Here is a 25,034-nt window from a genome sequence, read left to right on the forward strand (position 1 = left end):
AGGTAAAATAAAATGACCGGTTGCATGCTGAGCGTGCCAACTGGTCAAAGAAGTTTAGCTGTTTAGTTATGTTTCACATGAAACATTTAGGCTTGATGCTGCTGCAGAATGTCGCGTAAACGGCGTACGCTAGCAGGCAACTCCGCCATCTTAGCAACGTCCGTGGGACCGTCTGCCGTAACGGTCGCCGTCCCTTGAAAGTCCATCTGTAACCAGTCACAGGACTCCTGAACGGCTTGGGTGATGCCGGTAGCCTTGGTGGTTGGTTCATCAGCACCAACGACTAGCAGGTAGAGACGTTTGCTAGCAAAAGGGAAGTCGTTAGTGAAGCTGTCAAACCAGCGGTCCATGAAGACCTTGAGTTGCCCGGTCATACCATACCAGTAAACTGGTGTTCCCAGCACAATGTCGGTTGCTTGAGCAAATTGGGCCATCAACGCTTCGTAATCATCGGTTAGGTCCTGTTGTGGATGGGCTGTGTCTCGGTAATCCTGAACGAAGTTGAGTTGGTGGTCGGCTAGATGAATGGTGCGATAGGGTAAGTTAGTGAGCAGTCGATCGCCCAGAGTTGCCGTGTTGCCAGTCTTTCTGGGGCTGCCGTTGATCAGTAAAATTGTCATCGTGGTGGTCCTCCTTAGGGACTAAGTGTAGGGAAAGCCGCGTAGAAATGCAATTGAAGCGTTTGACAAATTGGCTGGGGCCTCGTATAGTGTGCGGGGTTCAGGAAAAGTTCGTTCGGCATTGTCGAACCCCCATTTAAAATTGGGAGGTTTTGAACCATGAAAACTGTAATTATTACCGGTGCCACGTCCGGGATGGGGCTCAGCGCCGTCAAACTCTTTAGTCACCGTGGCTGGCGCGTTGTTCTGGCTGATTTAAACGCTGAAAAGGGGACCCAAGTGGTCGCAGACTTGCAGCAAGCGGGGTATGCCAACCTCTTCTTTCACGCGACGGATGTTAGTCAGGCCGCTTCCGTTCACGCTTTAGCTACGGCCATTCAGGCCCAAGGTTGGGTCGTTGACAGCCTGGTAAATAACGCTGGGATCTTTGTTCCGGGAATGCTCCACCAGGTCGATGAGGACGATTGGGACCGGATCATGGCGGTCGACGTCAAATCCATCTATCTGATGAGTGCGGCCTTTGTTCCCGGTATGATTGAACGGGGACACGGGACGATTGTGAACACGGGTTCCATTTCTGGGTTGCGGGGCGACTATAACATGGCGGCCTATAATGCTGCCAAAGGTGCCGTTGTCAACCTGGTGCGCGCCATGGCGTTGGACTACGGGCAGTATAATATTCGCGTGAACAACGTGGATCCAAGTGCGACCAAGACGCCGATGTTTATGGCCAACCCACCGGAGGTCGTGGCACAGTTTGAACAGGCTAATCCATTGAAAAGAATTGCCCAACCGGAAGACATCGCGCGGGTCATGTATTTCTTGGCTAGCGATGAATCTGACCCAATCAACGGGGAAAACTTGCCGGTATCGGGTGGCTTGGAGCAGCATTCTGGCCAACCGGTTCAATAAATTCACTGTTAGGTTGCGGGTCGGGAACGAAATCCCTGGCCCTTTTTGTTGTTCAATAAAGCTTGCTGGTTGAACCGCGGACCAGCTAGTAGCCAGTATCCCCCTCTTTCGGGGTTAAATGCGGGGCGCCAAAGCCGCAGTTAATGCGAGTAGTTGCTGCTCACCAATCTGCAGGTCAGTTGCACTAGCGGTGGCTGGCAGGACGAGACTGACGCTGGCAATCACCTGACCACGGTGGTCGCGTAGACCGGTGGCAACACAGGCAATTTGGTGCGTCTGTTCGCCGTAGTCGTATGCCACGTTTCGCTGGCTGATGTCGGGGAGCTCGGCTCGTAATTGTTGGGCTAGTGGTGCGGCCAGGTTTGCTAAATAGCTGGCTTGAAAGTCAGCTGGGCTCACGCTAAGCAGTAACTTGCCAGTTGCCGTGATGGCCAATGAGTCGTCCTGTCCAGGCTGTGCTGACACGTGTTGGGGGTGGGGCGCCTCAATTTTGGCTAAGTAGTGTGCGCGGTCAGCTTGACGGACGGCGACGTGAACGGCCAGATTCTGATTGCTTGCCAGCTGTTGTAGGTCGGGGCGTAGTAGCCGGACCAGCTGGATGGCGGTGAGCGGTCGATTCCCAACCAACGCGGCCGGCCCCAGTGAATAGGCGGCAGTCAACGGATTCTTATAAAGGATGTGTTCGGCGACCAGCGTCGCCACTAGGCCGTAAATTGTGGTTTTAGGGAGCTGAAGCGCCTCCTGAATCTCGTGGAGGCTCGTTTCTGGTTGTGAGGCTAGCAGCCGACAGATGGCCGCGGCGCGTTGGACGGATTGAATGAGTTTTGTCATGGGATGACCTCCTAGATGTGGGGTGGTCACGTTCGCCCCACGAGTGCTAGAATAAAGCTTAACATCTTTTGAGAAAAGGAGGGGTTTTATGCAAGAAATCCGTATCCGGTGGCTCCTACTGGGTGCATTGTTCAGTAGTATCGGCATGAGCTTTATTTGGCCGCTGACCACCATTTATTTACATAATCGGCTGGGAACGTCGTTGACCGAGGTGGGAATCATCTTGCTGTTTTACTCCCTCGCCAATGTCGTGGGTAGTGTGTTGGGGGGGCGTTTGTTTGACCGCCTTAATCCTTACCATTTGACCATCGCTGGGGTATGCATGTCCCTGGTCACATTTGGCACGCTGGTCGTCACGCATGGCTGGCCAGCTTACCCAATCGCATTGGTCTTCCTGGGGTTTGCCTCAGGGTGGACGTTAACGATGGTCAATTCACTGGCCACGACCATTCATAGTCGCGATGGCCGGTATATCTTCAACATGTTGTACTTTGCGGAGAATCTGGGGATCGTGCTCGGGACTGCCATGGTGGGGTTCGTCTATACAACCAGCATTACGTTGCTGTTTGGAATCGCCTTTGGCCTGTTCGTGGGTTTTCTCATCGTGGCCATCGTGTGCTACAAGGTCCCGGCCGTGGTGAACCGTAAAGTGGTGACCAGAGCCAAGACGACCGTCCACATTGCGCTGCCCAACCGGCGGATCATGGCGACGTTCTTCATTTCATTGGTCATCATTTGGACGATGTATGAGCAGTGGGCATCGAACCTGTCCGTCTATATGACGGGGATGGGCATTCCAATGAAGGAATACAGTCTGTTGTGGACGTTAAATGCCGCGCTTATCGTGGTTTTCCAGGCAGGTCTGAACTGGTTAGCCAACTATGTTAGCAATCTCTACGTGCAGGTTTACGCCGGGATCTTCTTCGTGGCGTTGTCGTTTATCACGCTGATTTTTGCCAAGGACTACCTGCACTTCGTCATTGCCATGGTGATTCTAACGATGGGTGAAGCAACTGCGTTTCCCGCGATTCCAGCGCTCGTTAACGACCTAACACCGACCGTAGTCAAAGGAAAGTATCAGGGGATGGCTAACGCCTGGGCGTCCGTTGGGAAGGCGCTGGGTCCGCTCTTCGGGGGACTGGTGATCGACCACGCTTCCTACACCGTGCTCTTCGTGGTAGCCGCTGCGGCCAACCTGATTGTCTTGGTCCTGACCGGGGTTGTCGTGACGGGAAACCAACGGCGTGTGGAAACTTATCGATAAGTTTTGGACAACTTAGGTGTATAATGTCGCTAGAGGACTAAAACGCACATAGGGAAATCAGGGGAAAGCACATGAAAAAAAGTATTCGGGGAATCAGCGGTCTGTTGATCGGTCTGGTTTTAGGCGCTTTTCTGTTCATTCAGGCACCTAAGAGCCAATCGACCGTGACCGACTCTGTGGTTCAACCGACATCTGGTCAAACAGCCGTTCAGCTATCAAATGGTGGCAAAGGCAAGGGTCACGTTGCAGTTAAGACGCAGACCACGACCAGTCAGGCGGGGAAGACCGTGAGTCGGCAGACAACGACCACCACACAAAACCATCAACGTTGGACGCATAAATAAAAAAATTATCGCGATTATTTAGGGAATTTTCACGATTATTCATTTTGACCAGCCTACGGCGACGTGGGTTGGCCATTTTTTTACCCAGATACTCATAAAATATACATAAAAATGAATGTTTATAAAAGGATTGACAGATAAAATGAATGATGATAAATTTAATATCAATCAAGCAGACGTTAAACAGAAGAGTAGCTCGTGAGGGTTTGTTGAGCGAGTCCGGGCAGATGAAAGCCGGATCAAACCACACGAGTGAAGCGCATCTGGAAGTCGTAACGGTGAATGAAGTAGCCGTTACTGGTTCGTGTCCATTACCGCACGGAGAGTTCTAAGGAACTCCATGAGAGATAAAACAAGGTGGTACCGCGAGTCGTTCGCCCTTGTTAGCCAGAGATGGCTGACAAGGACGGGCGACTTTTTTAGTGATAATCAATGATGAGGGGTAATTAAAATGAAAAAATTAATGGGATTAGGATTTGGATTGTTAGCAGTTGCTGCGTTGGCCGGTTGTGGGTCCACGCAAGCCAAGAGTGATGCGGATAAAGAATTGAACGTGACGATGGTGGGGAACCCTGCCACGGCTAACCCAGCTATTTCGGGTGATAGCAATAGTTCCAGCATGATTGCTCAAACCGAAGAGGGGCTGTACACGTTGAACGCCAACGGGAAAGTCGTTGCCGGGGTTGCTGAAAAAGTGGTTAAGCCCACGAAGAATGGCACCGTTTATACGTTTAAGATCAAAAAGAATGCTAAGTGGGCCAACGGGGATGCCGTCACGGCTCAGGACTTCGTTACTTCCATTGACTGGCAGGTTAATCCCAAGTCTAAGTCGCAAGTAGCCAACAAACTGAAGTTCTTGAAGAACTACGATGACGTTCAGAATGGGAAGAAGGCGCCTTCGGCTATTGGTGCCAAGGCTTTGAATAAGCAGACGTTACAACTGACGCTGTCCAAACCACAACCTTGGTTACCAGATATCTTGGCAACGGCCGTTTATCCAATCAAGACGAATTTATTTAATAAATATGGCAACAAGTATGGGACTTCCGCAGCTAAGACTATGTCCGAAGGGGCCTACAAGTTAGTCGGCTGGAGTGGGAGTGCTGATTCATGGACTTACGTGAAGAACGACAACTACTGGAACGCTAAGAATGTGAAAATCAAAAAGGTGGGCGTTCAGGTTGTGAAGGACCCAGGGACCTCAGCTAGTTTGTTCAAGTCTGGCAAGGTTCAAGAAACGGTTCTGTCAGGACAATACATCAAGCAAAATGCCAACAATCCAGAATTGAAGACGACGCTGAACAGCTCCATGCGGTTCCTGGAATTTAACGACAAGAAGACCGTGACGCACAACACCAAGGTTCGGCAAGCATTCTCCTACGTTGTGAACCGGAAGGCTGTGACCAAGAGCGTGCTGCAAGATGGTTCGACAGCGGCTAAGAGTTTGATTCCTTACGGCGATGGTAATGACCCAACTACTGGTAAGGATTTCTCACAAGACGTGGGTAACCTGTTGAGTTACAACCCTAAGAAGGCAACGCAACTGTGGAACCAAGCGAAGAAGGAAATGGGCATCAAGAAGGCTAATTTAGAGCTCCTGACGGCCGATACGGACGAACAGAAGCACGTGGCCCAATACTTACAACAACAGGCTCAAAAGTACATGCCAGGGCTGACAATCACCATTAAGTCGATGCCACTGGCACAGCAGATTGCTAAAGGCGCTGCTGGAAACTTCGATATTGATTTGGACGGTTGGACCACGGACTGGCGGGACCCATCAGATTTCTTACAAATGGCAGATGGCACCAGCTCAGTTAACTTCACGAAATGGAACAACGCCCACTTCAGTAATATGATGAAGGAAATCGACAACACGGCGAAGTACACCACGCAACAACGGTGGGACATGTTAAAGAAGGCGGATACGTACGTCACGGAACAGGCGGGCTTAGTCCCACTGTACCAACAAGCCAAGGCACACTTAGTATCTAAGACGGTTGGCGGGTTGAAGTACACCATGATGAGTGATGCACAGTATAAGTATGCTTATTGGAAATAGAGTGTGGAAATAGGCGCTTAGATTCTGAGCATTAGCGTAAAACAAGCTTCAGACTGGATTTATTCAGTTTGGAGCTTGTTTTGTGCTAAGCGCAGGAATCTGCCTATTTCCATACGTTTCAGAAGCTGCCAGGCTCGGGATAGGTATCCGGAGACGAATGTTCTAAAACAGTAGAGGCTAAGCACAGGGACCTGCCCCAGGGAACACGTTTCAGAAGCTGCCAGGCTCGAGATAGGTATCCGGAGATGAACGCTCTAAGCCAGTAGAAGCAATATAGAGGAGCTTGTTTTGTGCTAAGCGCAGGAATCGACCTATTTCCACCCCCAGCCAAGGGTAGTTAAGTCTGGAGACAATCCCAATAAACACCGCACCCAAGCGATCAAGCCCCAACAGTAACCAAAAAAGCTGCCCCAGAACTCGGGACAGCTTTTTCGGGTATCAGAATGAGGACCTAAGCATAGCTGGCAATCAGGACGACGTCAACGCCTTTCACAGATAAGCGCTTTTTTGCGCAAGAACAATCAGTAAATGCTACGAAAGCTGACATTCTAATTATCAAAGTAATAACTAGCGACATGAGTTCGTCACCAAGCTAAGCGGCGACGAACTAGTCATCCTAACTAGCAAAAACAGTTATATAAGCAAGTTGTCGACAAGCTTTAGTTTTTTCATACAACTTAGTTCAGGGGCATAGTTATTGTGGGGTGACCATGGTATGATGTCTCCATGGGGAACTCGGGGATGAGTACAACCGGGACTGATTATGGGGTGATGGCGGTGGTTAATCGCTGTCAGATCAGGTTTCGGCGATGATGGATCATCGGAGGAGGTTGTGTGATGGGTTTTCGGAAGATTCTAAGGGAGCAAGTAACCCAATCGGTTGACTTGTTAGAGATTTATCTGTTCTTTTTATTACCGGTATTTCTGTTTAAGGGAGCCGTTGATTTCATCACGCAAGGCCAGTTGTTCTGGCGAAGTTATGGACTCCTATTTATTGCTAGTGTGGGCGGATTCATCGTGTTATTTGCGTTGATTGACCTGGTAACGGCGCTGCATCATTGGTACCTGCACTAAGCCATACATAGAAAAGCGGTCGTCACGGGTTAAACCGTCACGACCGCTTTTCATTTTGAATCAGAACTAAAGTTTGAAAGATGAATTAGTTGCTTCAATCCAGTATTAGTACTCTAAATTGAACGCATTCCGGCGGCCAGAAATGTAGCCTGCTGTGGGGACGCTTCAGCCAAAGAACGGGCTTCTCGCTCGATTTGAAGCCACGAAGGAACCGCGTCTCCAAAGTCGCCCGCACCGTTCCAGCCCATATCTGGCGGCCGGTAAGGCGAAAAGATAGACTTAGTGGAGCATGTCTTCCGTGTAGATGGTGTGGTCAGACACGTGTTCAAAGAGTTCGTGTCCGTTACTAGTATGGGTGTCGAGGAACATGCCTTGGCCGTCATTGATAACGTAGTATTTACCGGCGGCACTCTTACCCAACATGACCAGCACGTCTTCGCCGGGATGCAGGACCTCGCTGTCGGTAACGGCCATTTGCGTAGTCCCCCCTTGGGTGAAGGTGACCGTTGTCCCAGCGGCGGCGCCCTTAAACTTGTCCGAAACCTTTAACGTCTGGGTCGTGTAGTAATTCTTAGGGGCCTTATGGTGGCCAACACTCTTGGTGATGGTCCCTTCAACAATGGTGCCGGCGTCGTGGACCAGTCCTTCAACGCCATAAATACTGTTGGAATAGTCCTTAATGTGGTCGACGGAGAGGGATGGCTTGGCAGCGGAGGCCAGAGCCTTACGCGTGGCGACAGGTGTGCTGTAGGCCTTCTTAACGCCACGAATATCAACGTTGCGTAGCGGCTGGACCCGGTTAGCCGGATTCATCACACTAACGGAGCCTTTAGCGTTGTGGCTGAGACCCAGAGCGTGGCCCATTTCGTGAATGGCGACGTTCGTCCGTTGCTTCTTATTGTATTTGTACTTTTTCAGAACGGAACGGTTCAGATACATGGCCGAACCAGTCTGGTGGCCGGCTTTGTCAAAGGACATGCCATTGTAGGCCATTCCGGTTGCGTTAATCCAGATACCAGAGGCCTTGCTGACGGTCGTGGTAAACGTTCGCGACTTTTTATTCTTGGTCGTGGACCACTTGAAGGCCTTGGATTTATTCCAAGCCTTACGAGCGGCCGTCCAAATGGACCGGTAGTAAGTGCTGGTTGATTTGTTATAGTAGGAGGCTTTCTTACTAACGTAACGGTATTTACTGATGGGTGTCGGATTTTTAGTGGCAGCTGCGGCTGGCAGACTGGTCAGCAGGGCCAAGCAACTGGCGAACAGGACGACGGATTTTCTCATAGTGATGGATCCCCTCTAAGCTGTGGGGATAAACTAGTCGATAAAATAATTATCCGAGAAATAGTCCACTCCACTTATTTTTATTAAGCGTAATCCCCGGGGCGGGGACTTGTCCAGTCCAAATCAACGCTTTAGTCGCCCATTTTTCTTCTGGTGATGACGCCAAATGGTTTCGACTAACCAGGAGAGAAAGAAGATAACGTTATAGAGGGCAAAGACGATACTGATCTGCACCACGTAGCGCGGCCAGAGAAAGTTGAGCAGCCAAAGAATGCCGAAGGGTAACTCGAGGAAATCTAAGGTTCTAACCCAGCGTGAATAGGAATCAAGAAATTTTGACGTAAATCGCATGATGGTGCCTCCTTAATAAATGTCAGTATACGCAGGTTGCACGGCCAAAAACAAATTTGGGGAAACGAAAAAAATCCGCTGACCAACTAGTGGTCAACGGATAAGGTTACTTTAATGAGAAACTCTAAAGTTGTGGTACAGGTGTGGCATGATGTGTTTGTCAGCGGCGGCGATGATGACTCCGTTAAAGATAATGGAGTACAACGTCCCTACGTTGACGGAGTAAAACTGCCGGGTAGCGATGTAACAAACGGCGATCATGATGATCGGCGGAATGAAATCGACCAGTTGTGAAGCCGTGGCGCGCCCACCTAGGTACATGAACCGCAGGATGTTCGACGTGTCATCGTTGGGATGCATGATGAGGTTTGCTCGCTGATAGATGGAAATGGAGCTAGCAAAGATGGTGACCCCTACGATGCTGAGGAGCATGCGCCAACCTAAAGAAAGGTTGGGAACCCCCCATTTGCCAAACATGGAGACGAACACGTCAATGAAGTAACTGAAACAGGAAATGAAGGCCACCTCACCCACGAATCGGGGGATGTCGATCTGGTGAATCAGAATCTGATTCAAAAGCGCGCTCAGAACCCCGACGATGAGGAGAATGACCCCCACGTTGCCGTGAATCCAGTAAGCGATGTTAACGGCCGCCGCGGTCCAAATCCCACTCCCAGCGTTAGCTGAAACACTGAGGGCGTTGCCGAAGGCGTTTAAGACCAGGCCAATCAAGAGAGCGACGACCCGGTAAGACATGCAATTCTTCTGATGTTGCTGTTGGATAACGCATCACCTCTGCAAGTTTCCGTTGCGGGTGTCATCCATATATGTAGGAAGTGTCGGTGAAACAGGCTTACTGTGGCGGCTTCTGAGGGGGTTCACGCGGCCTGTCACTGCTGTCTGGCCAAAAGAGGACATCACAGGTAGCGTGCAGGAACGTGAGAACTCACTATGAATAAACATGAGGTCAGCGGATATTTATTACCTCAGGGTACAAAAAAATCAGCAACCACGAAGTTAGCTTCGTGAAAGCTGATTAGTAAGTGATGGGCAGTCAGGGGATCGAACCCTGGACCCACGGATTAAGAGTCCGTTGCTCTGCCAGCTGAGCTAACTGCCCATATCGGTTATGTCGTATGTCTTCCATATCAACGAGAACTATCATATCATGAGGATTAGGGGGGCGCAACCCCTTTTTCGAAAAAAGTTGATTTTTATTCAAAAAAATTGCAAATTTCATAATGACGAAGGGGCGAAAAATCCCGGTTTACCGTGGTTATTTCCGAATCTTAAAAAGTTTTCGGAATTTTGCGGTTTTTTTGAAATTGGGCCAAATATGTTGGATTTTTCGAAAGCTCATCGCTAATTAATCGGCAATTTTTGCAAAAAAAATTTTAAAATCAGCCAATTCTCCCAAATAATAGACAATTATTGGTGAATCTAGCAGGTAGCTCACTGAAAATAACCGGCTCAAAATTATTTCCCAGTTTGTTTATTTAACAAGTCGGGTGGTCAGCAGAGGTTGGCTGGCCATCCAAATCTGACGAAATAGAAATTAATCTTCGTAAAGAGATTGTGGTGAAACTGTTAGGAAGTCAAACGGCTAGTGAAATTGTAACCGCTGTCTTACTATCCACTAGGTGACTAATAGACTAAATGAGGCCATATGTTCATTAGAAAAGTGCATTTCCCGGGAAATAACACGTTAAGGGAAGCTTAAATCCTTGATGTGCCTAGGCTGAAAGAAACTTCATGATGTGTTATAATTCAGGTAACGTTGTTCTCTCGGTACCGGAAATATCTCGGACCGTTCAACGTTACTTTTGAAAACATTTTGGGCCATCAGTTGTACGGTGGCCCGTTCTATCCTTGACTTTAAACGATGAACCAAACTGTACATTAAAACGTAGTGGCCCCGTTGACGGTGGTAGTATGACACCCAACGGCCGGCCTGCCGGCAATCCTGCAATTGTCGGATTCATTTGTATTTCCCTTTAAGGAGGAAATTTTTATTATGCCTAAGAAAATTCTCGTTGTTGATGATGAAAAGCCGATTACTGATATTATGAAGTTTAACCTTGAAAAAGAGGGTTACGAAGTGGCCGTTGCCTACGATGGCGAGGCTGCGATTCAGCAGGTCGAAGAGGATAGCCCTGACTTGGTTATCTTAGATTTAATGTTACCTAAGGTCGATGGCCTCGGGGTTGCCCGTGAGATTCGCCGGAAGCACGATATGCCAATCATTATGGTAACTGCTAAGGACTCTGAATTGGATAAGGTCGTTGGTCTGGAAGTTGGGGCTGATGACTACGTGACTAAGCCATTCTCTAACCGGGAGTTGGTTGCTCGGGTGAAAGCTAACCTGCGGCGGCAGGATACTGTCGCGCACGCCCAGCCAGAAGAACCAGAAAACCAAGATATTGAGATTGGTGATTTGACCATCCATCCTGAAGCTTATTCTGTTTCTAAGCGCGGCGCCAACATTGATCTGACCCACCGGGAGTTTGAATTACTCCATTACTTGGCCCAACACATTGGGCAAGTCATGACGCGAGAACACTTGCTGCAAACGGTTTGGGGCTACGACTACTTTGGTGATGTCCGGACTGTGGACGTCACGGTTCGTCGGCTCAGAGAAAAAATTGAAGATGCACCGAGCCACCCAACTTGGCTGGTAACGCGACGGGGTGTGGGGTACTACCTGCGCAACCCAGATTCAGACCAAGCTTAAGCTAGCGGCAACGCTAAATCTCGCATTGAGGAGTATGTGACTTCGTGAATAGTAAAATTAAATTTTTCCAGTCGATTCACTTTAAAATCGCGCTGGTCTTCGCGCTACTCCTACTTTTAACGCTGGAGATCGTCGGTGCTGTGTTTGTGCGCCAGTTGGAGCGGCAGAACTTAAATACGTTTAAAGCCCAACAAGTCGTGCAAACCTATATTGGGAATCGGCTCTCAGATGAGCTGACGATGACGAACACCGTCAAGGGAAATAAACAAATTAAATCAACGTTGTCGGAAATCAATAACACCAATAACGCTCAGATTCGGGTCATCGATAACAAAGGGACCATTCGGGGGACCAATGAAGTCGACAACCAAGGGGTCGTTGGGCAAAAGACGACCGATAACAACATTAAAAATGCCATCTACAATAACCGTGATGTGGTGCGGACGACGTATAATTCACAGAACAATAGTCGGTACTACACCACCATTACGCGGCTGATTCGGACCCAGGGAAATAACAGCGAATTAGTTAGGGTTATTTCAATGCGCTCTAGCCTGGACTCGGTCTATCAAAATATCAATCAAATCACGCTGATTTACTTCTCAGCCACGTTTGTTGCGATTATTTTGGGACTGGTCATGGCGATTATTATTTCGCGAGCCATTACCCGACCGATTGATGAAATGAAGAAACAGACGTTACGAATTGCCCGGGGGGACTACTCTGGCCACGTTCACGTGTACGGGAATGATGAACTGGGGCAACTAGCCAGTGCCGTCAATAACCTGTCCGTGCGGGTCGAAGAGGCTCAGGAATCCACTGAGTCTGAACGACGCCGGCTGGATTCAGTGATGTCTCACATGACCGATGGGGTTATTGCCACCGATCGCCGGGGAAACGTCACGATTATTAACGAAACCGCCGGTAGCCTGCTCGACCAGGAGACGGACGATGCCGTGGGCAAGTCGATTCTGGACCTGCTCGACATTCGTGATGACTACACGTTGCGTGAACTGTTAGAGGACCCCGATGATTTGGTCCTGGACTTCTCAACGAAGGAACATGATCTAATTCTGCAAGCTTACTTCTCCCTGATTCAACGGGAGTCTGGCTTTATTTCCGGGTTGGTCTGTGTCCTACACGATGTCACCGAACAACAGAAGATCGATCAGGACCGGAAGGAATTCGTTTCTAACGTGTCCCATGAATTACGGACGCCACTGACCAGTGTGCGGGCGTACATCGAATCGTTGTCCGAAGGGGCCTGGAAGGACCCTGAGGTGGCGCCACAGTTCCTGAAGGTCACCCAAGAGGAAACTGATCGGATGATCCGGATGATCAATGACCTCTTAACCCTGTCACGAATGGATTCTGGCACGCAAAAACTTGAACTAGAAATGGTTAACTTAAACGAACTCTTTAACTATGTCCTGGACCGCTTTGACATGATGTTGAAGCAAGACGACCAGCCTAAGAAGACGTACACCATCAAGCGGGACTTCACGAAGCGGGACCTCTGGGTCGAAATCGACACGGACCGGTTCACGCAAGTATTGGATAACTTGATGAATAACGCGATTAAGTATTCCCCAGACGGTGGGGTCGTAACGGCCCGCTTGCTGGAGACGCATAATAACGTCATTTTAAGCGTTTCTGACCAAGGTTTAGGGATTCCACGGGCAGATGTTCCCCGTATCTTCGACCGGTTCTACCGGGTCGATAAGGCCCGTTCACGGGCCCAAGGTGGGAGTGGGTTAGGACTTGCGATTTCTCGTGAAGTGGTCCAAATGCTGGGCGGCCGAATCTGGGTCGATAGTCGTGAGGGCCGTGGCTCCACGTTCTACATTTCCTTGCCTTACAAGCCGTACGATGAGGAGGATCTCTGGGATGAAGATAACTAAAGCATTCTTACCACTCGGGCTCACCATCGCCGTAGTGATCAGTGTGGCGTTGTCCGCCATGATCTGGACGAATCCGGCTCAGTACGAGCGTAACCGCCAGCGTAGTTCAAATACGCCCACGACCGAGTTAAATTCCCGGCCGAAGAAGGACGTTTATTTGCCGACGCAGGTGGTGTACACCAACGGTAGTGGCAACCAGGAATTGTTGAATAACCGGAAAGTTAATTTGACCACGGAGATTCGCGAGGCCCTGTCCAAATGGGACCTGGGACGAGTTCGCCGGGTCGATGCTAAGTCCCAAGCCGTTTACATGAAGTTTTTGACGACCAAGAGTAGCATTCTCTTGTCCTACGGGGCACCGGTCAACATTAAACTGTTCAACACGGTGTTTAACAGCAACCTGACCCGCTCCGCCACCCAATTTTCACGGATTATGGTGCCGCTGGATAACTCCAAGCACATCTACCTATTAGACGATAAGGATCAGGAAGTCTACCAGGTGACCGTGAAGAAGGGGAGTAACAAGCAACTGAACAAGATTCTGAAGGAAAATCTCTTTCGCATCGACATTAAGATGCAGTGGCTCAATGGCTCGGCGGTACCATACGTCTTGAACAACGTGACCGTGCAATCCTACAGTTACTTGGTCAACCAACAGTCGACGGACTACTTTACCACGCGCCTCCTGAACAAGGGGGAGTCGACCAACGTTTCAGCCAAGAAGAACAAGGACAATACCATCTATAGTGATGGGGCGTCGCAACAGCTGACCGTCTACCACAAGAAGGGGACGGCGCTGTATGAAGACTACAGTGCGTTGCAAGCGTCGCTGAGCTTCAGCCAGGCGCTGAATGCTAGCTATAGTGCGGTGAAGGCCGTGGGGATTCCAATGGAAAACTTGCGGTATTATGGGTACAACCACACGAACTCAACGGTCACGTACCGGAGCTTCGTTGAAGGGTTCCCTATCTTTAATCAAAGTAACTACGGGGCGGCGCGGGTTCAGATGCTGTCACAGGGTGTGCGGCGGTACTATTTCTCGCTGTACAGCTTGCAGGTCCCCGTGCCAACCGACAAGAAGTCCGTTTCGCTGCCTAGCACGCAGAGTGTGATTGACCAGCTAACGGCCGCCGGGTATAGTAAAAAGAAGATTGCGACCGTGCAACTTGGGTATCAGTGGCTGGCTTCGTCCTCATCGGATAAGGTCGTCAATCTGACGCCTACCTGGTACGTTTTCTACGACGGTAACTGGAAGACGTATTCACAGATGCTGAAACAGTAGGTCGTTAAAAAGGAGGGTGGTTTGGCATGGATTTCCGCCGCATCGAATGGTTATTCCTAGTCGCGTTCATTGTCATTGATATTTTCTTGTTCGTTGCCTTTCAAAGAGATACATCCGGGCAAACGGAGACGGCCTCGACGCGTTCGGCGGATAGCGATGCCACCATCGTCAAAGAAATGCGGTCCGACGATATCACCTTCAAGACGCCGTCGAAGGCCAGCAGCGAAGGCTACTACATTTCAACCAGTAACGACAGCAGTGTTAAAAATATGCTGACGACGCTGAGTGATCAAACGGTTCGGTACCACGATGACGGTACGGTTGCGTCGACGTTTAAGACGCCCATTACGGGTATTGATGCCAAGCATCCGGATAAGACGTTGGATACCGTGGTCAATAACGGCGCCATGATTTTGAACGGAACGAATTACTTCTACAATAAGCAGTTGTCCAGTCAGAACACCGTGGTCTACACGCAACACGTGACGGACGGACAGATCTACTCGCGGTACGGTGAGATTCGCTTTAGTCTGACCAACGATGGCACGGTGACCGGCTACACGCAGGGCTACCTGTCAGACGTGTCGACCTTACGTGAAAAGACGGAAACCATTTCCGAGCGGAAGGCGTTGATCTGGTTGTATCAGTACAATCAGATTTCGAATAACACCAAGATCGTGTGGACCAAGCTGGCGTACACCCGCTACTTCACTTTGAAGAACAGCAGCGTGTACATTCCGACCTGGGTCATTGCGGTCAAGGCCAACAGTGGGAACAACGCCGGGGTCTTACAGCTGAAACACGTTAACGCGTTCACGGGGGCTATCTTGACCAACGACAGTAACGTGAAGACGGTCAGTGGGACCACGTCAACGAGTGATTAAACGCATGATGAATCGGGGGGCGGCCAGCTGGTTGCCCCCTTTTTACTTGGTTGCGGACGGCGTTAGTTACAAAGCCGGCCAGATGCGGTATGATAACGGTATTGAATTTAAGGAGAGGTCGAATGGACTTGCGGACAGAAACAACAGCAGATGACTTACGCATCAGTATTCTTTCCAGTGGGAGCACGGGTAACGTGGCCTACGTGGAGAGCCCTAACGAAAAGATTATGATCGACGCGGGACTGAGTGGTAAGAAAATTGAAAAATTAATGGGCGACATTGACCGCAATATGAGCGACGTCAACGCCCTCCTGGTAACGCATGAACATTCTGATCACCGCCAGGCTGTGGGTATTTTGGCGCGACGGTATGAACAACTGAACGTGTACGCCAACCAGGGGACCTGGGATGCCATGTCTTCCAAGATTGGGAAGGTCGATTTGGCCCAGAAGCATATGTTTGCGCCGGACACGGTTCAGACGTTTGGGGACATCGACGTGGAGAGCTTTTCCGTGTCTCACGATGCCGCTGAACCCCAGTTCTACGCCATCCACTACCATGGCAAGACCTTCGTCATCCTGACCGATACCGGCTACGTCTCCGAGCACGTGGAGGGCGTCATCAAGGATGCCGACGCCTACCTGCTGGAATGTAACCATGACGTGGAAATGCTGCGGATGGGTGAGTACTCATGGCCACTGAAGCAACGAATCTTGGGTGACAAAGGGCACCTCTCCAACGAGGAAGGCGCCGACGCCCTGATGGACGTGCTGGGTAACCGGACCAAGAAAATCTATCTGGGCCACCGGAGCCTGCACAACAACATGCAGTCGCTGTGTCACTTGACGGTTGCCTCCATGATGAAGAACCGGGATTTTGGTGTGGGTCACGATTTCCAGCTGATCGATACCAACCCCGAAGAGGCCACGCCCTTAGTTGCTTTATAGGTTAAGAAAGCGTAAATTTTAGGACTTGTGCATGAAATTATCAAAAAAAATTCACACTCACTCGCTATGATTAAGTTTATAAAATAAGCGGTTGAAGGTATTTTTCAACTGACGGATAAGGGAGGGTTCGCGCGTTAGCGCAATGTGATGGATAACAACAATAATCAAAATAATGATAACAACCAAACAACTGATAATAACCAAGCAACTCCAACGCCTACTCCAGAACCACGGAAGAAGCGGGGCGGACTGACTTTGACCAAGGTTGCCGTGACGGCACTGGTGGCCGGGCTACTCGGTGGGGGTGCCGCTTACGGTGGTATCACTTACATCAACAACAGTGGTCTCAACGATACGGCGGTACCTGCCGGGAGTAATAAGAGTGGGAATGCGTCGACCTCTAATGTGACGGTCAACGTGTCCAGCCAATCCACCAAGGCCTTTAACAAGGTCAAGGGGGCGATGGTCTCTGTTATTAATTTACAAAAACAAAGTAGTAGTAACAGTACGTTGGGCCAATTATTTGGCGAAGACTCTTCGGGCTCATCGACCAGTAAGGCGGCCCTGCAGGAAGCTTCTGAAGGTTCCGGGGTCGTTTACAAGAAGAGTGGGAACTCGGCGTACATCGTGACCAACAATCACGTGGTGTCCGGGTCATCGGCGCTGCGGGTCGTCACCAGCTCAGGTAAGCAGCTACAGGCGAAATTAGTTGGGAAGGATTCCGTGACCGACCTGGCCGTCTTAAAGGTCAACGGCGCGGACTTGAAGACCATTGCGTCGTTTGGTGATTCTGACAAGGTGAAGGTCGGCGAAACGGCCTTGGCCATTGGGTCACCACTGGGTAGCCAGTACGCAACGTCTCTGACGGAAGGGATCATCTCTGCCAAGAAGCGGACGATTGAGACCACTAATTCTAACGGGGCTCAGACGGGGAACGCCACGGTTATTCAAACCGATGCGGCGATTAACCCTGGGAACTCTGGTGGGGCGCTGATCAACGTCGGTGGCCAAGTCGTCGGGATCACGTCTTCCAAGATTGCCAGCGATGCTGAAGGGACCAGCGTTGAAGGGATGGGCTTTGCCATTCCATCTAACGAAGTGGTCAACATCATCAATCAGTTGGTCAAGCGGGGCAAGGTCGTTCGGCCAGCGTTGGGGATCACCTACGTGGACTTGGCGAACGTCTCCAGCTCACAACAGAAGTCGATTTTGAAGTTGCCAGCTAACGTGGACAGCGGTGTGGTTGTGATGAGCGCCACGGCAGGGTCACCAGCTAAGAAGGCCGGACTGACTAAGTACGATGTCATCACTGCCATGGGTGGTCACGAAATTTCGAACCAATCCACGTTGCGGGACATTCTGTACAAGTACAAGCTGAACGATACCGTTTCGATGACGTACTACCACAATGGTAAGAAGAAGACCACGAAGGTCAAGTTGACTGAGACCTCTTCACAATTGAAGACCACGTCCGGGACAACGACGAATTCCGAAAGCTAACCGAATAATCTCTGAAAAATGAAAAACGGCAGTCGGATTTTCCGACTGCCGTTTTTGTGTATGATAAACTGTTTAGTGAAAAGCCGAAGTTTAAGGTCGGCTTAAGGGGGATGAAAACGTCCCCGCCGGTTCGGTAACCGAACGAAAAATTTGTGAGTGGCCTGCGTAATTCAGGGCCGAAAATAATTGAATTTGTATCTGTGGATAACTTGGGGGATAATCAGAGGGCTGACCCGGTGGAAAACTCAAAAATTGGGTAATACCGGCAATGAAACCGGTGCAAAAGTTATCCACAGGTACGGTGGGTAACTGTGGATAGAAAAAGTTGTTCGCCATTTTAGACGCTCGAAACCCTTATACAATGCGGTTTGTAAGCGGGAACCCCGAACGTCCGTTTCGGTGGACAACGGTGGATAACTAATTTGAGATTGACTTTTTAACAAAAAATATATGTGGTGGGTGGTCCGACGACTCACCCCAATATCTAGGAAACCAGGTTGTCCACCTGTGGATAACTTTGTGGACAACCTGTGTACAGGAGGCTAATTATGAACATCAAGTTTGTGGTTGTGGGCAAATTGAAGGAAAAGTACTTCAAACAGGGCATCGCGGAGTATGCCAAAAGATTGTCGCGGTTCTGTAAATTTTCAATCGTCGAGGTCCCAGATGAAAAGGCACCAGAGAATTTGTCGCAGGCGGAGATGGATCAGGTCATGGCGGCAGAAGGCGAACGAATCTTGAGTAAGATCAAGGACCGTGAATACGTCTACGCATTGGCCATCTTAGGCAAGGAACGCTCGTCGGAGGAGTTTGCCAAGGAACTGAAGGACTTGACCACGTACGGCCACTCAGACATCACGTTCGTCATCGGGGGCTCATTGGGACTGACACCAGCCGTTCTGAAGCGTGCGGACGCCCAGATTTCGTTTGGCCGGTTCACGCTGCCTCACCAGTTGATGCGGTTGGTGCTGACGGAACAGGTTTATCGGGCGTTTATGATTAATGAGGGGTCTCCGTATCATAAGTGATGCGGTTTTTCCTGGGATTAATCGCTAAGTGGGTAGTTACGGGAGTCCGTATCATAAGTAAGTCGAGCTATAGCCATGGAATTATGGAAAAGTATTTTTGATAAAAGGGGGTTACGTCAATGAATAGGCATGAGAAGGTGTGGTATGACGAGTTCGATAACCTGGGATGTTTGGGTCAAGGGGGAAATGGGGATACATTCAGAGTAGTCGAAAAAAAATCTGGTAAAGAGTTTGCATTGAAAGAGCTTAGAGAGAAGAGTAAAGAGAAGAAGAGACGATTCGTCAGGGAAGTGGACTTGGTTTCTGAGTTTTCGTCATGTATTGAAGGGATTATTCCAATATATAAATATTCAAAAGAGAATTTTTGGTATACCATGCCGATTGCAATTCCCATTGATAAATACATTCAGAAAGGGAATAAAGAGGTTGATGACATTGTATCTGGAATCATTCAAGTTGCCGAAACATTATGTAAATTACATTTGAATGGAATAAGTCATAGAGATGTAAAACCATTTAATATTTATTTTTTTGACAATCAATATTACATAGGTGATTTAGGCTTAGCAGGTGATGAAAGAAACTTGGATGACGATACAAAGTCTGATAGAGCATTGGGCGCGATATTTACAATGGCGCCCGAAATGAAACGAAATCCTAAAGTGGCTGATGGAAAAAAAGCAGATGTTTTTTCATTGGCTAAAACGTTGTGGATGTTGTTAACTGGAGATACAAAGGGATTCGATGGTGTATACAATCCATCTGATCAAAGTTACGGATTGAAATATATATCAAAGTTCAAGGGAATGCATTTAGTCGAATTAGAGGATTTGTTGAAAAGCGCTACAAATAATGATCCAGAAACGCGGCCAACGATGTTGGAATTTAAAGAATCCTTGAGTGAGTGGTTAGTTATTAAAAAGGACTTTGAGAAGTCTCAATTGAGTGATTGGAAAGCTATCAATAAACATTTATTTGGCACAAATAAAGTCGAATCAGTTGTGTGGAAAGATCTTCAATCTATTATTAACACGATGAATGTATTAGGGGAATCACCAGTGTTTAATCATATGCTTTTTTCCGAAGGTGGTGGTCAGGATTTTACTAGAGTGACAAAGGCAAATGAACTAGGATGTATCTACTTATATGATGATAGTGGAACTGCTTCTGTAATAAAGCCTAAAGCACTATACTATGAGACCTTTGGAAATAGGTATTCGTGGAATTATTTTCTTTTAGAGGCCACTCCACTTAATTCAATTCTAGGGGATACAACGGAAGAAGGTTATGAGCGGCTTGTTGAAGATAAGTCAAATCCAGTGCATTACGTATCAGCTGCAGACGCTCAATATGGGGTTTATGATTACGATAGTGGGGATAAATTACCAGATGGGTACAAAGTTGTATATCGATACACAACCGGGAAGTTTTTAATGGTTTTAAAAAATGGTCCGTACAATCAAATTTCAGGGACCTATGATGGTCGACATGGTATGTGTAATGAATGTGAATTTAGAAAGTATATTGAGAGTTTGGCGGATGTTACTGAGCGATTGGAGCAGCAGGGATATAAAAAAGAAGAAATTTTACGGCTTAAATATTTTGATATAAATCCTTTTGAGAAAAAAACTAGTGTAGGCAGGGATATAAAGGAGAAAGAAGATATAGATGCAGTGGCATCGTTTATTATCAATAACTATGAAGAATGGAATTTTAAGGAGATATTTGTAGCTAAGGATTGTACTCATGATTTGGCCTATGAATTTGAGTTCTATAAAGATTCAAATTTTCAGCTTAATAGGTACTTTATTAATGTGGATGGCTTCATAGAATTAAATACGGGTAAGACAAAGAATTATGTAGTTTATAGTCGGTCTTCAGCGATTGAATTTCTGCAAAGATTAGAGGCTTTTCTAGAGAAAAAGTTTAAGGCTGGAGGCATGGTTAGCACACAGTTTAAATCCTATTTTAGACCAGTATTGAGAAAAGTTAGAAAGCCTCAGCACTTGTTTAATTTAGAGGAAGTAAAAGGTGCGATGAGAGGGGCGGATGATCGTGTAAATAATACGTTAGTTATCGATGAAAACGGGTATGTCAGTATTATTAAGAGAAATGAAAATGTAGATCTATATCCTGTAAGGTTAGAGACTTGGATAGCTGGTAATAATTATGTTGGTAAGTATTCTAATTTAATAACGGCTGATGAAACGTATACAGCATGTTTATCAGGCTGGCTTGATTTTTTGAAATCGGGAAAAGACAGCTTCGTGGATTATTTTTATACGGAATATAGCAATGAACAGCTGGTTAGCATGATTAACAAGTATTACTGATAATATGTAGTAATCAATTTTCAGATACTTGTTTGAGGGGTTCGACAAGCGGATATTAGTTTGATTAGGTTTTAACTTTTAACGTGATGTAATCAAATAGATACCGTCCCCTTGAATGATGATAGGATTATTGTGGAAATTAGGAGTGTCTATGAATTATTATGACTATTTTAGAATCAGATCAAATCAATTGATTGGGGGAATCGCAGAATAGTCTGTTACGGTTCTCCGTATCATAAGTGACGCGGTTTTAGATAAAAATACCAGATAGTCGTCATATGACTGTCTGGTATTTACTAGTTATGCTCAGTTACGTAAGAACTACTTTTGAATATGTTTTCTAATGAGTTTTATGTACTTGATGATTTTTAAGTAGTATTTTTCACCTGAGTTGACACAAATAGTATGCTTAGAATTGTTTGTCTTTGATAGAGAAGGTTTCATTTTCTGTTCTATATGTGTCTTGAGCAGTTTGAATCGATTTGATCAATGGTGTAAACGCTGAAATCCGTAGAATAGTAATTGCTCTTACAGCAGTTACTATTCTACGGATTTCATGGGGAATTCTCCGCTGTGGTAGAATTTCTTATCATAGACTTGTATTAATTATCAGCGTCGGTACATTTGACTCCCCTTATAGCCAAGAGCATGGACAAATAGGTACAAATGCTTCTTTTTATCGTGATAGAACTTGTTCTTATAGAATTTCAGTTTTAAATTGTACACGGGCATATTATCTGCATATACTCGAATATGATTCTTACTGTATGTACGTGAAAAACCAACGCCAGCATATATAGAGCGGTCTGACAGATAGCCAGTTGACATGCTATGTTTGGTAAACCTTATCCAATCACCATCCCAGGTTCCTCATTTATGACGGTACTTTTTGGGAACGTACTTTACAACGTGGGAAGCAGATGCATTAGTGGAACCAGAATTTAGAGTAATTCCGGTTCCGAGTACAAGACCAAAGAGCATTAGGAATACAAGTGTAGTTGTTTTTTTCATAAAAATCCTCCTAGTTTACAGTTTTAGTATACAAGAGCTGGTAGCTTATTCAAGCGAGCAGTAGCAAGTTCTTTTCATTATGATTGACCTAATGAAGATGAATTATCTGTGTTTTCAAATATATATTATTACCATGAAGACTTAGTATATCTTGTTATGCAATGGATTATAGGAACATAGAAAAGGGAGAATGATATTATGACAGAATCAGCAGTGACAAGTCCTGTAAGTTTCAAACTTGAGGGGCCAGTGAAGTTCAATAAGGCAAAGACTCATCGGTATGAGTTGAGAATTACGTGGAAGCAGCTAGCCAAGAAATTAGCGATGATCACTGACAATTTTGCCGGGTAGTAGTGATGGCATAGTCATGGATTTGACGACAGTGCTTAAGTCGCTCACATCACCGCACTGTCTCCGGCTAAATACCGCTCAAGCTTATGATCTATCACTTTCAGCTGTTCCTGCTTATCAGCAATCGCAGCGACGACTTGCTTACGCTGTTCACGCATTAATTCAATTCGTTGCGGTAAGCTGCTAGCGCCTTCACGTACTAAGGCGGTGTAGTGTTGCAACTCAACGATTGACATGCCAGCTTCTCGCAAGTAATGTAAATTAGTTATCCAGTGTAGATCTTCATTATTAAAGACCCGTTGATTATTTTTATTACGTTTTTCTGGTGGTAATAAGTCACATTCTAAGTAATACCGGACTGTTCGAATAGTAACATTAGCGGTTTTCGCAAACTCACCGATTCGCATCAATTTATTATTAGCCATTTTGGCTTGACCTCCCGTTACGTTAGGCTGATATAGTAGGTCCATCATAACAGAAAAGGAAGCTATGGATATGACTATCAAGACATTAATTACTGGTGCTGATCGCGGGATGGGTTACGAATTAGCCCTAGAACTTGGTTTGAAAGGCCAGTTTATCTATGTTGGTTCTAGGAATTTAGCTCGGGGACAGGCCGCTGTTGCCCGGCTCAAGGCTGCTGGTGTTCAAGCTCAGGCGGTACAGTTAGACGTGACCGATCATGAGTCGATTGTTGACGCGAAAACGAGTATCACTAATTTAGATATTTTAATCAATAACGCTGGGATTGCCGTTGATCATGAGACTAAGCCGTCAGAACTGTCACTAGACGCAATTCGGCAAGATTTTAACGTGAATTATTTCGGCTTGATTGACGTCACGCAGGTCTTCTTACCACTTTTGAAGGCAGCACCGGCTGGCCGGATTATCAATATCTCTAGTGCAGTGGGGTCATTGACTCTGGCCAGTGATGCCAATACCAGCATTCACAAGCTACAAGCATCAGGCTATCAGGCTTCCAAGTCAGCGGTCAATATGTTCACCGTCAAACTCGCCGCCGAACTTGAGGGAACGTCTGTCACGGTAAATGCCGTCAATCCTGGGTGGGTAGACACCAGTTTTGGTGGTGGCGGTGGTAATCGGACCGTGCAAGTGGGTGTGGCGCGGACTGTGGAATTGGCCACTTCTGATGCGTTAACTGATTCTGGCACGTTTTCGGATATTGATGGTATTGTGCCTTGGTAACCTTTTTAAACGCCAGATGATACCTGAAATCTAGAAGTTGGTTATCCGACCATTTATGTGGCATTAATTCCTTGCAATAATTTCAGTTCAAAACATATAAAAGAAGACTTAGCTTTTCGACTAAGTCTTCTTTTATGCGTCGTGCAGGTTAGCTCGCTGCCAAGTATCCTGGTTTGTAGAATTGATCTGAACGCTGTTTTAATAAAATTCACCAATTCATTTTAGATGATTAGTCAGGAATGTCTTAGTTTGATTATCCTCGTATATTTGCTAGAACCATCTTAGCTATCGCGTCAGAGTGCAGGTGCTTCAACTCCTTACGAAATGAACAAGACTCGGTCATTCCTTAGATTGTTGCTATTGAGTTCTGCGTAATTTGAGGAGATCATGATTATGTTAGACTGAGTATTTTACTATAGGGTTAGGCAGATTTAAGCTGCCTGATACGGAGCACCGTGCCATAAGTGACGCAATTTTTCTTGCGATTAGTAGCTAAGCGGCGTTAGTGAGAGGCTATAAGGCAGAATAATCCTGAATTTAGAACTTTTAATATATAGAGAGAAGGTCGCTCAAAATATATGGGCGGCCTTCTTCATGGTTACTTGATATGCTTGAGCACAGTAAATGAACCCTTTTTGAAGTGGGCACTGTAGCCATATTTACTAGTAAACTTATATTTGTGGGGGCTTTTTACTATAAACGCATAACCATCATGAGCGTAGTATGTAATTTTAACGACAGAGCCCTTATGTAAAGTGTAGTGCCCTGAAACCTTATTTAGATAGGCGTACTTTCCCTTTTTAATGCGGTCAACCCTGGTATTTTTTTTAATTTTCACTTTATAGAAACCGTCAGAATACTTCGTTTGCCATGCGGCTGCATGGGCTTCTTGAGCTGGATCGACAAGTGGTGCAAAAGCCGAAATTCCTAAGATGGCAGTCGCCGTAAGGGTAACTAATTTAATTTTTTTCATGGATAATCCTCCTCGTTGATAGTCTTAGTATACAAAATCTAGCTAACTATTCAATCGGGAAATAACGTATGCCCTTATTGATAAACTACACCAATGAAACTGAGCTGTTCCTAAGCATTCAAATCCCAACGTTTATCCGAGTTGC

At 47.1% G+C, this 25,034-nt stretch carries 22 protein-coding genes, 1 tRNA gene and 1 other annotated feature; of the genes, 15 read left to right on the forward strand and 8 right to left on the reverse strand.

Translation table 11 applies throughout. From position 1 onward, the window contains the following. Positions 1–86 precede the first annotated feature (86 nt). Complete coding sequence (locus EKM87_RS00205) at positions 87–620, reverse strand: flavodoxin family protein (RefSeq protein ID WP_125680617.1); 534 nt, start codon at positions 618–620, stop codon at positions 87–89. A 159-nt stretch (positions 621–779) separates the two neighbouring features. On the opposite strand from EKM87_RS00205, the gene EKM87_RS00210 reads away from it, so the two are divergent. Next, complete coding sequence (locus EKM87_RS00210) at positions 780–1,532, forward strand: SDR family NAD(P)-dependent oxidoreductase (protein WP_125680619.1); 753 nt, start codon at positions 780–782, stop codon at positions 1,530–1,532. Positions 1,533–1,646: 114 nt separating this feature from the next. Here the strand turns inward: EKM87_RS00210 and EKM87_RS00215 are convergent, their stop codons facing one another. Beyond that, a complete protein-coding gene (locus tag EKM87_RS00215; RefSeq protein ID WP_164506392.1) occupies positions 1,647–2,363 on the reverse strand; it encodes an IclR family transcriptional regulator in 717 nt (238 codons plus the stop codon). Between the two features lie 88 nt (positions 2,364–2,451). Between EKM87_RS00215 and EKM87_RS00220 the strand changes: the two genes are divergently transcribed. The 4 genes from EKM87_RS00220 to EKM87_RS00235 all read left to right on the forward strand — a co-directional run bounded on the left by EKM87_RS00220 (position 2,452) and on the right by EKM87_RS00235 (position 7,107). Further along, the gene (locus EKM87_RS00220; protein WP_125680623.1) at positions 2,452–3,627 is read left to right on the forward strand and encodes an MDR family MFS transporter; all 1,176 of its coding nucleotides are present in this window, start codon (positions 2,452–2,454) and stop codon (positions 3,625–3,627) included. A 71-nt stretch (positions 3,628–3,698) separates the two neighbouring features. After that, positions 3,699–3,971: a hypothetical protein gene (locus EKM87_RS00225; protein WP_125680625.1), complete on the forward strand. Its 273-nt coding sequence runs from the start codon at positions 3,699–3,701 to the stop codon at positions 3,969–3,971. 170 nt (positions 3,972–4,141) lie between these two features. Next, positions 4,142–4,356 (forward strand) — a binding site (T-box leader). A 66-nt stretch (positions 4,357–4,422) separates the two neighbouring features. Next, positions 4,423–6,033: a peptide ABC transporter substrate-binding protein gene (locus EKM87_RS00230; RefSeq protein WP_125680627.1), complete on the forward strand. Its 1,611-nt coding sequence runs from the start codon at positions 4,423–4,425 to the stop codon at positions 6,031–6,033. 837 nt (positions 6,034–6,870) lie between these two features. Next, positions 6,871–7,107, forward strand: coding sequence for a hypothetical protein (locus tag EKM87_RS00235; protein WP_125680629.1), 237 nt, complete (start codon positions 6,871–6,873; stop codon positions 7,105–7,107). 279 nt (positions 7,108–7,386) lie between these two features. On the opposite strand, the gene EKM87_RS00240 is transcribed toward EKM87_RS00235, so the two are convergent. The 4 genes from EKM87_RS00240 to EKM87_RS00255 form a co-directional block, all read right to left on the reverse strand. Continuing rightward, entirely contained in the window at positions 7,387–8,391 is a 1,005-nt protein-coding gene (locus EKM87_RS00240) for a matrixin family metalloprotease (protein WP_125680631.1), read from the reverse strand. A 123-nt stretch (positions 8,392–8,514) separates the two neighbouring features. After that, on the reverse strand, positions 8,515–8,742 hold the full coding sequence (locus EKM87_RS00245; RefSeq protein WP_125680633.1) for a hypothetical protein: 228 nt from the start codon (positions 8,740–8,742) through the stop codon (positions 8,515–8,517). A gap of 111 nt (positions 8,743–8,853) precedes the next feature. Next, a complete protein-coding gene (locus EKM87_RS00250) occupies positions 8,854–9,474 on the reverse strand; it encodes a hypothetical protein (protein ID WP_225428369.1) in 621 nt (206 codons plus the stop codon). Positions 9,475–9,789: 315 nt separating this feature from the next. Beyond that, positions 9,790–9,862 (reverse strand) — tRNA-Lys (locus EKM87_RS00255). A gap of 894 nt (positions 9,863–10,756) precedes the next feature. Between EKM87_RS00255 and yycF the strand changes: the two genes are divergently transcribed. The 9 genes from yycF to EKM87_RS12345 all read left to right on the forward strand — a co-directional run bounded on the left by yycF (position 10,757) and on the right by EKM87_RS12345 (position 22,710). Further along, the gene (gene yycF / locus EKM87_RS00260) at positions 10,757–11,473 is read left to right on the forward strand and encodes a response regulator YycF (protein WP_125680637.1); all 717 of its coding nucleotides are present in this window, start codon (positions 10,757–10,759) and stop codon (positions 11,471–11,473) included. A 44-nt stretch (positions 11,474–11,517) separates the two neighbouring features. Next, complete coding sequence (walK, locus tag EKM87_RS00265; protein ID WP_125680639.1) at positions 11,518–13,374, forward strand: cell wall metabolism sensor histidine kinase WalK; 1,857 nt, start codon at positions 11,518–11,520, stop codon at positions 13,372–13,374. Next, entirely contained in the window at positions 13,361–14,656 is a 1,296-nt protein-coding gene (locus EKM87_RS00270) for a YycH family regulatory protein (protein WP_125680640.1), read from the forward strand. Before walK ends, EKM87_RS00270 begins: the two co-directional genes overlap by 14 nt. Positions 14,657–14,682: 26 nt before the next feature. After that, positions 14,683–15,540 carry a two-component system regulatory protein YycI gene (locus tag EKM87_RS00275; RefSeq protein WP_125680642.1) on the forward strand — a complete coding sequence of 286 codons (858 nt, stop codon included), beginning with the start codon at positions 14,683–14,685 and terminating at the stop codon, positions 15,538–15,540. Positions 15,541–15,662: 122 nt separating this feature from the next. After that, positions 15,663–16,487, forward strand: a complete 825-nt coding sequence (locus EKM87_RS00280) for an MBL fold metallo-hydrolase (RefSeq protein ID WP_125680644.1) — start codon at positions 15,663–15,665, stop codon at positions 16,485–16,487. 147 nt (positions 16,488–16,634) lie between these two features. Beyond that, a complete protein-coding gene (locus EKM87_RS00285; protein ID WP_164506393.1) occupies positions 16,635–17,987 on the forward strand; it encodes a S1C family serine protease in 1,353 nt (450 codons plus the stop codon). Positions 17,988–18,535: 548 nt separating this feature from the next. After that, positions 18,536–19,015 (forward strand): 23S rRNA (pseudouridine(1915)-N(3))-methyltransferase RlmH, encoded by a 480-nt coding sequence (rlmH, locus tag EKM87_RS00290; protein ID WP_125680648.1) that lies wholly within the window; start codon positions 18,536–18,538, stop codon positions 19,013–19,015. 119 nt (positions 19,016–19,134) lie between these two features. Further along, positions 19,135–21,348, forward strand: a complete 2,214-nt coding sequence (locus tag EKM87_RS00295; protein ID WP_125680650.1) for a protein kinase domain-containing protein — start codon at positions 19,135–19,137, stop codon at positions 21,346–21,348. Between the two features lie 1,209 nt (positions 21,349–22,557). After that, the gene (locus EKM87_RS12345) at positions 22,558–22,710 is read left to right on the forward strand and encodes a hypothetical protein (RefSeq protein WP_164506394.1); all 153 of its coding nucleotides are present in this window, start codon (positions 22,558–22,560) and stop codon (positions 22,708–22,710) included. A 44-nt stretch (positions 22,711–22,754) separates the two neighbouring features. Here EKM87_RS12345 and EKM87_RS00300 read toward each other — a convergent pair whose 3' ends face one another. Then, a complete protein-coding gene (locus tag EKM87_RS00300; RefSeq protein WP_164506395.1) occupies positions 22,755–23,135 on the reverse strand; it encodes a MerR family transcriptional regulator in 381 nt (126 codons plus the stop codon). Between the two features lie 70 nt (positions 23,136–23,205). Here EKM87_RS00300 and EKM87_RS00305 point away from each other — a divergent pair, with 70 nt between their 5' ends. Then, positions 23,206–23,916: an SDR family NAD(P)-dependent oxidoreductase gene (locus EKM87_RS00305; protein WP_125680654.1), complete on the forward strand. Its 711-nt coding sequence runs from the start codon at positions 23,206–23,208 to the stop codon at positions 23,914–23,916. Between the two features lie 598 nt (positions 23,917–24,514). On the opposite strand, the gene EKM87_RS00310 is transcribed toward EKM87_RS00305, so the two are convergent. Continuing rightward, entirely contained in the window at positions 24,515–24,889 is a 375-nt protein-coding gene (locus EKM87_RS00310; RefSeq protein WP_125680656.1) for a hypothetical protein, read from the reverse strand. Positions 24,890–25,034: the final 145 nt, after the last annotated feature.

This window comes from Levilactobacillus yonginensis (genome assembly GCF_003946265.1).
Classification (GTDB): domain Bacteria; phylum Bacillota; class Bacilli; order Lactobacillales; family Lactobacillaceae; genus Levilactobacillus; species Levilactobacillus yonginensis.

Bases quoted from the DNA above. Each gene is read 5' to 3' on its own strand.
- EKM87_RS00205 (WP_125680617.1), bottom strand. From the start codon at position 620: ATGACAATTTTACTGATCAACGGCAGCCCCAGAAAGACTGGCAACACG.
- EKM87_RS00210 (WP_125680619.1), top strand. From the start codon at position 780: ATGAAAACTGTAATTATTACCGGTGCCACGTCCGGGATGGGGCTCAGC.
- EKM87_RS00215 (WP_164506392.1), bottom strand. From the start codon at position 2,363: ATGACAAAACTCATTCAATCCGTCCAACGCGCCGCGGCCATCTGTCGG.
- EKM87_RS00220 (WP_125680623.1), top strand. From the start codon at position 2,452: ATGCAAGAAATCCGTATCCGGTGGCTCCTACTGGGTGCATTGTTCAGT.
- EKM87_RS00225 (WP_125680625.1), top strand. From the start codon at position 3,699: ATGAAAAAAAGTATTCGGGGAATCAGCGGTCTGTTGATCGGTCTGGTT.
- EKM87_RS00230 (WP_125680627.1), top strand. From the start codon at position 4,423: ATGAAAAAATTAATGGGATTAGGATTTGGATTGTTAGCAGTTGCTGCG.
- EKM87_RS00235 (WP_125680629.1), top strand. From the start codon at position 6,871: ATGGGTTTTCGGAAGATTCTAAGGGAGCAAGTAACCCAATCGGTTGAC.
- EKM87_RS00240 (WP_125680631.1), bottom strand. From the start codon at position 8,391: ATGAGAAAATCCGTCGTCCTGTTCGCCAGTTGCTTGGCCCTGCTGACC.
- EKM87_RS00245 (WP_125680633.1), bottom strand. From the start codon at position 8,742: ATGCGATTTACGTCAAAATTTCTTGATTCCTATTCACGCTGGGTTAGA.
- yycF (WP_125680637.1), top strand. From the start codon at position 10,757: ATGCCTAAGAAAATTCTCGTTGTTGATGATGAAAAGCCGATTACTGAT.
- EKM87_RS00270 (WP_125680640.1), top strand. From the start codon at position 13,361: ATGAAGATAACTAAAGCATTCTTACCACTCGGGCTCACCATCGCCGTA.
- EKM87_RS00275 (WP_125680642.1), top strand. From the start codon at position 14,683: ATGGATTTCCGCCGCATCGAATGGTTATTCCTAGTCGCGTTCATTGTC.
- EKM87_RS00280 (WP_125680644.1), top strand. From the start codon at position 15,663: ATGGACTTGCGGACAGAAACAACAGCAGATGACTTACGCATCAGTATT.
- EKM87_RS00285 (WP_164506393.1), top strand. From the start codon at position 16,635: ATGGATAACAACAATAATCAAAATAATGATAACAACCAAACAACTGAT.
- rlmH (WP_125680648.1), top strand. From the start codon at position 18,536: ATGAACATCAAGTTTGTGGTTGTGGGCAAATTGAAGGAAAAGTACTTC.
- EKM87_RS00295 (WP_125680650.1), top strand. From the start codon at position 19,135: ATGAATAGGCATGAGAAGGTGTGGTATGACGAGTTCGATAACCTGGGA.
- EKM87_RS12345 (WP_164506394.1), top strand. From the start codon at position 22,558: ATGACAGAATCAGCAGTGACAAGTCCTGTAAGTTTCAAACTTGAGGGG.
- EKM87_RS00300 (WP_164506395.1), bottom strand. From the start codon at position 23,135: ATGGCTAATAATAAATTGATGCGAATCGGTGAGTTTGCGAAAACCGCT.
- EKM87_RS00305 (WP_125680654.1), top strand. From the start codon at position 23,206: ATGACTATCAAGACATTAATTACTGGTGCTGATCGCGGGATGGGTTAC.
- EKM87_RS00310 (WP_125680656.1), bottom strand. From the start codon at position 24,889: ATGAAAAAAATTAAATTAGTTACCCTTACGGCGACTGCCATCTTAGGA.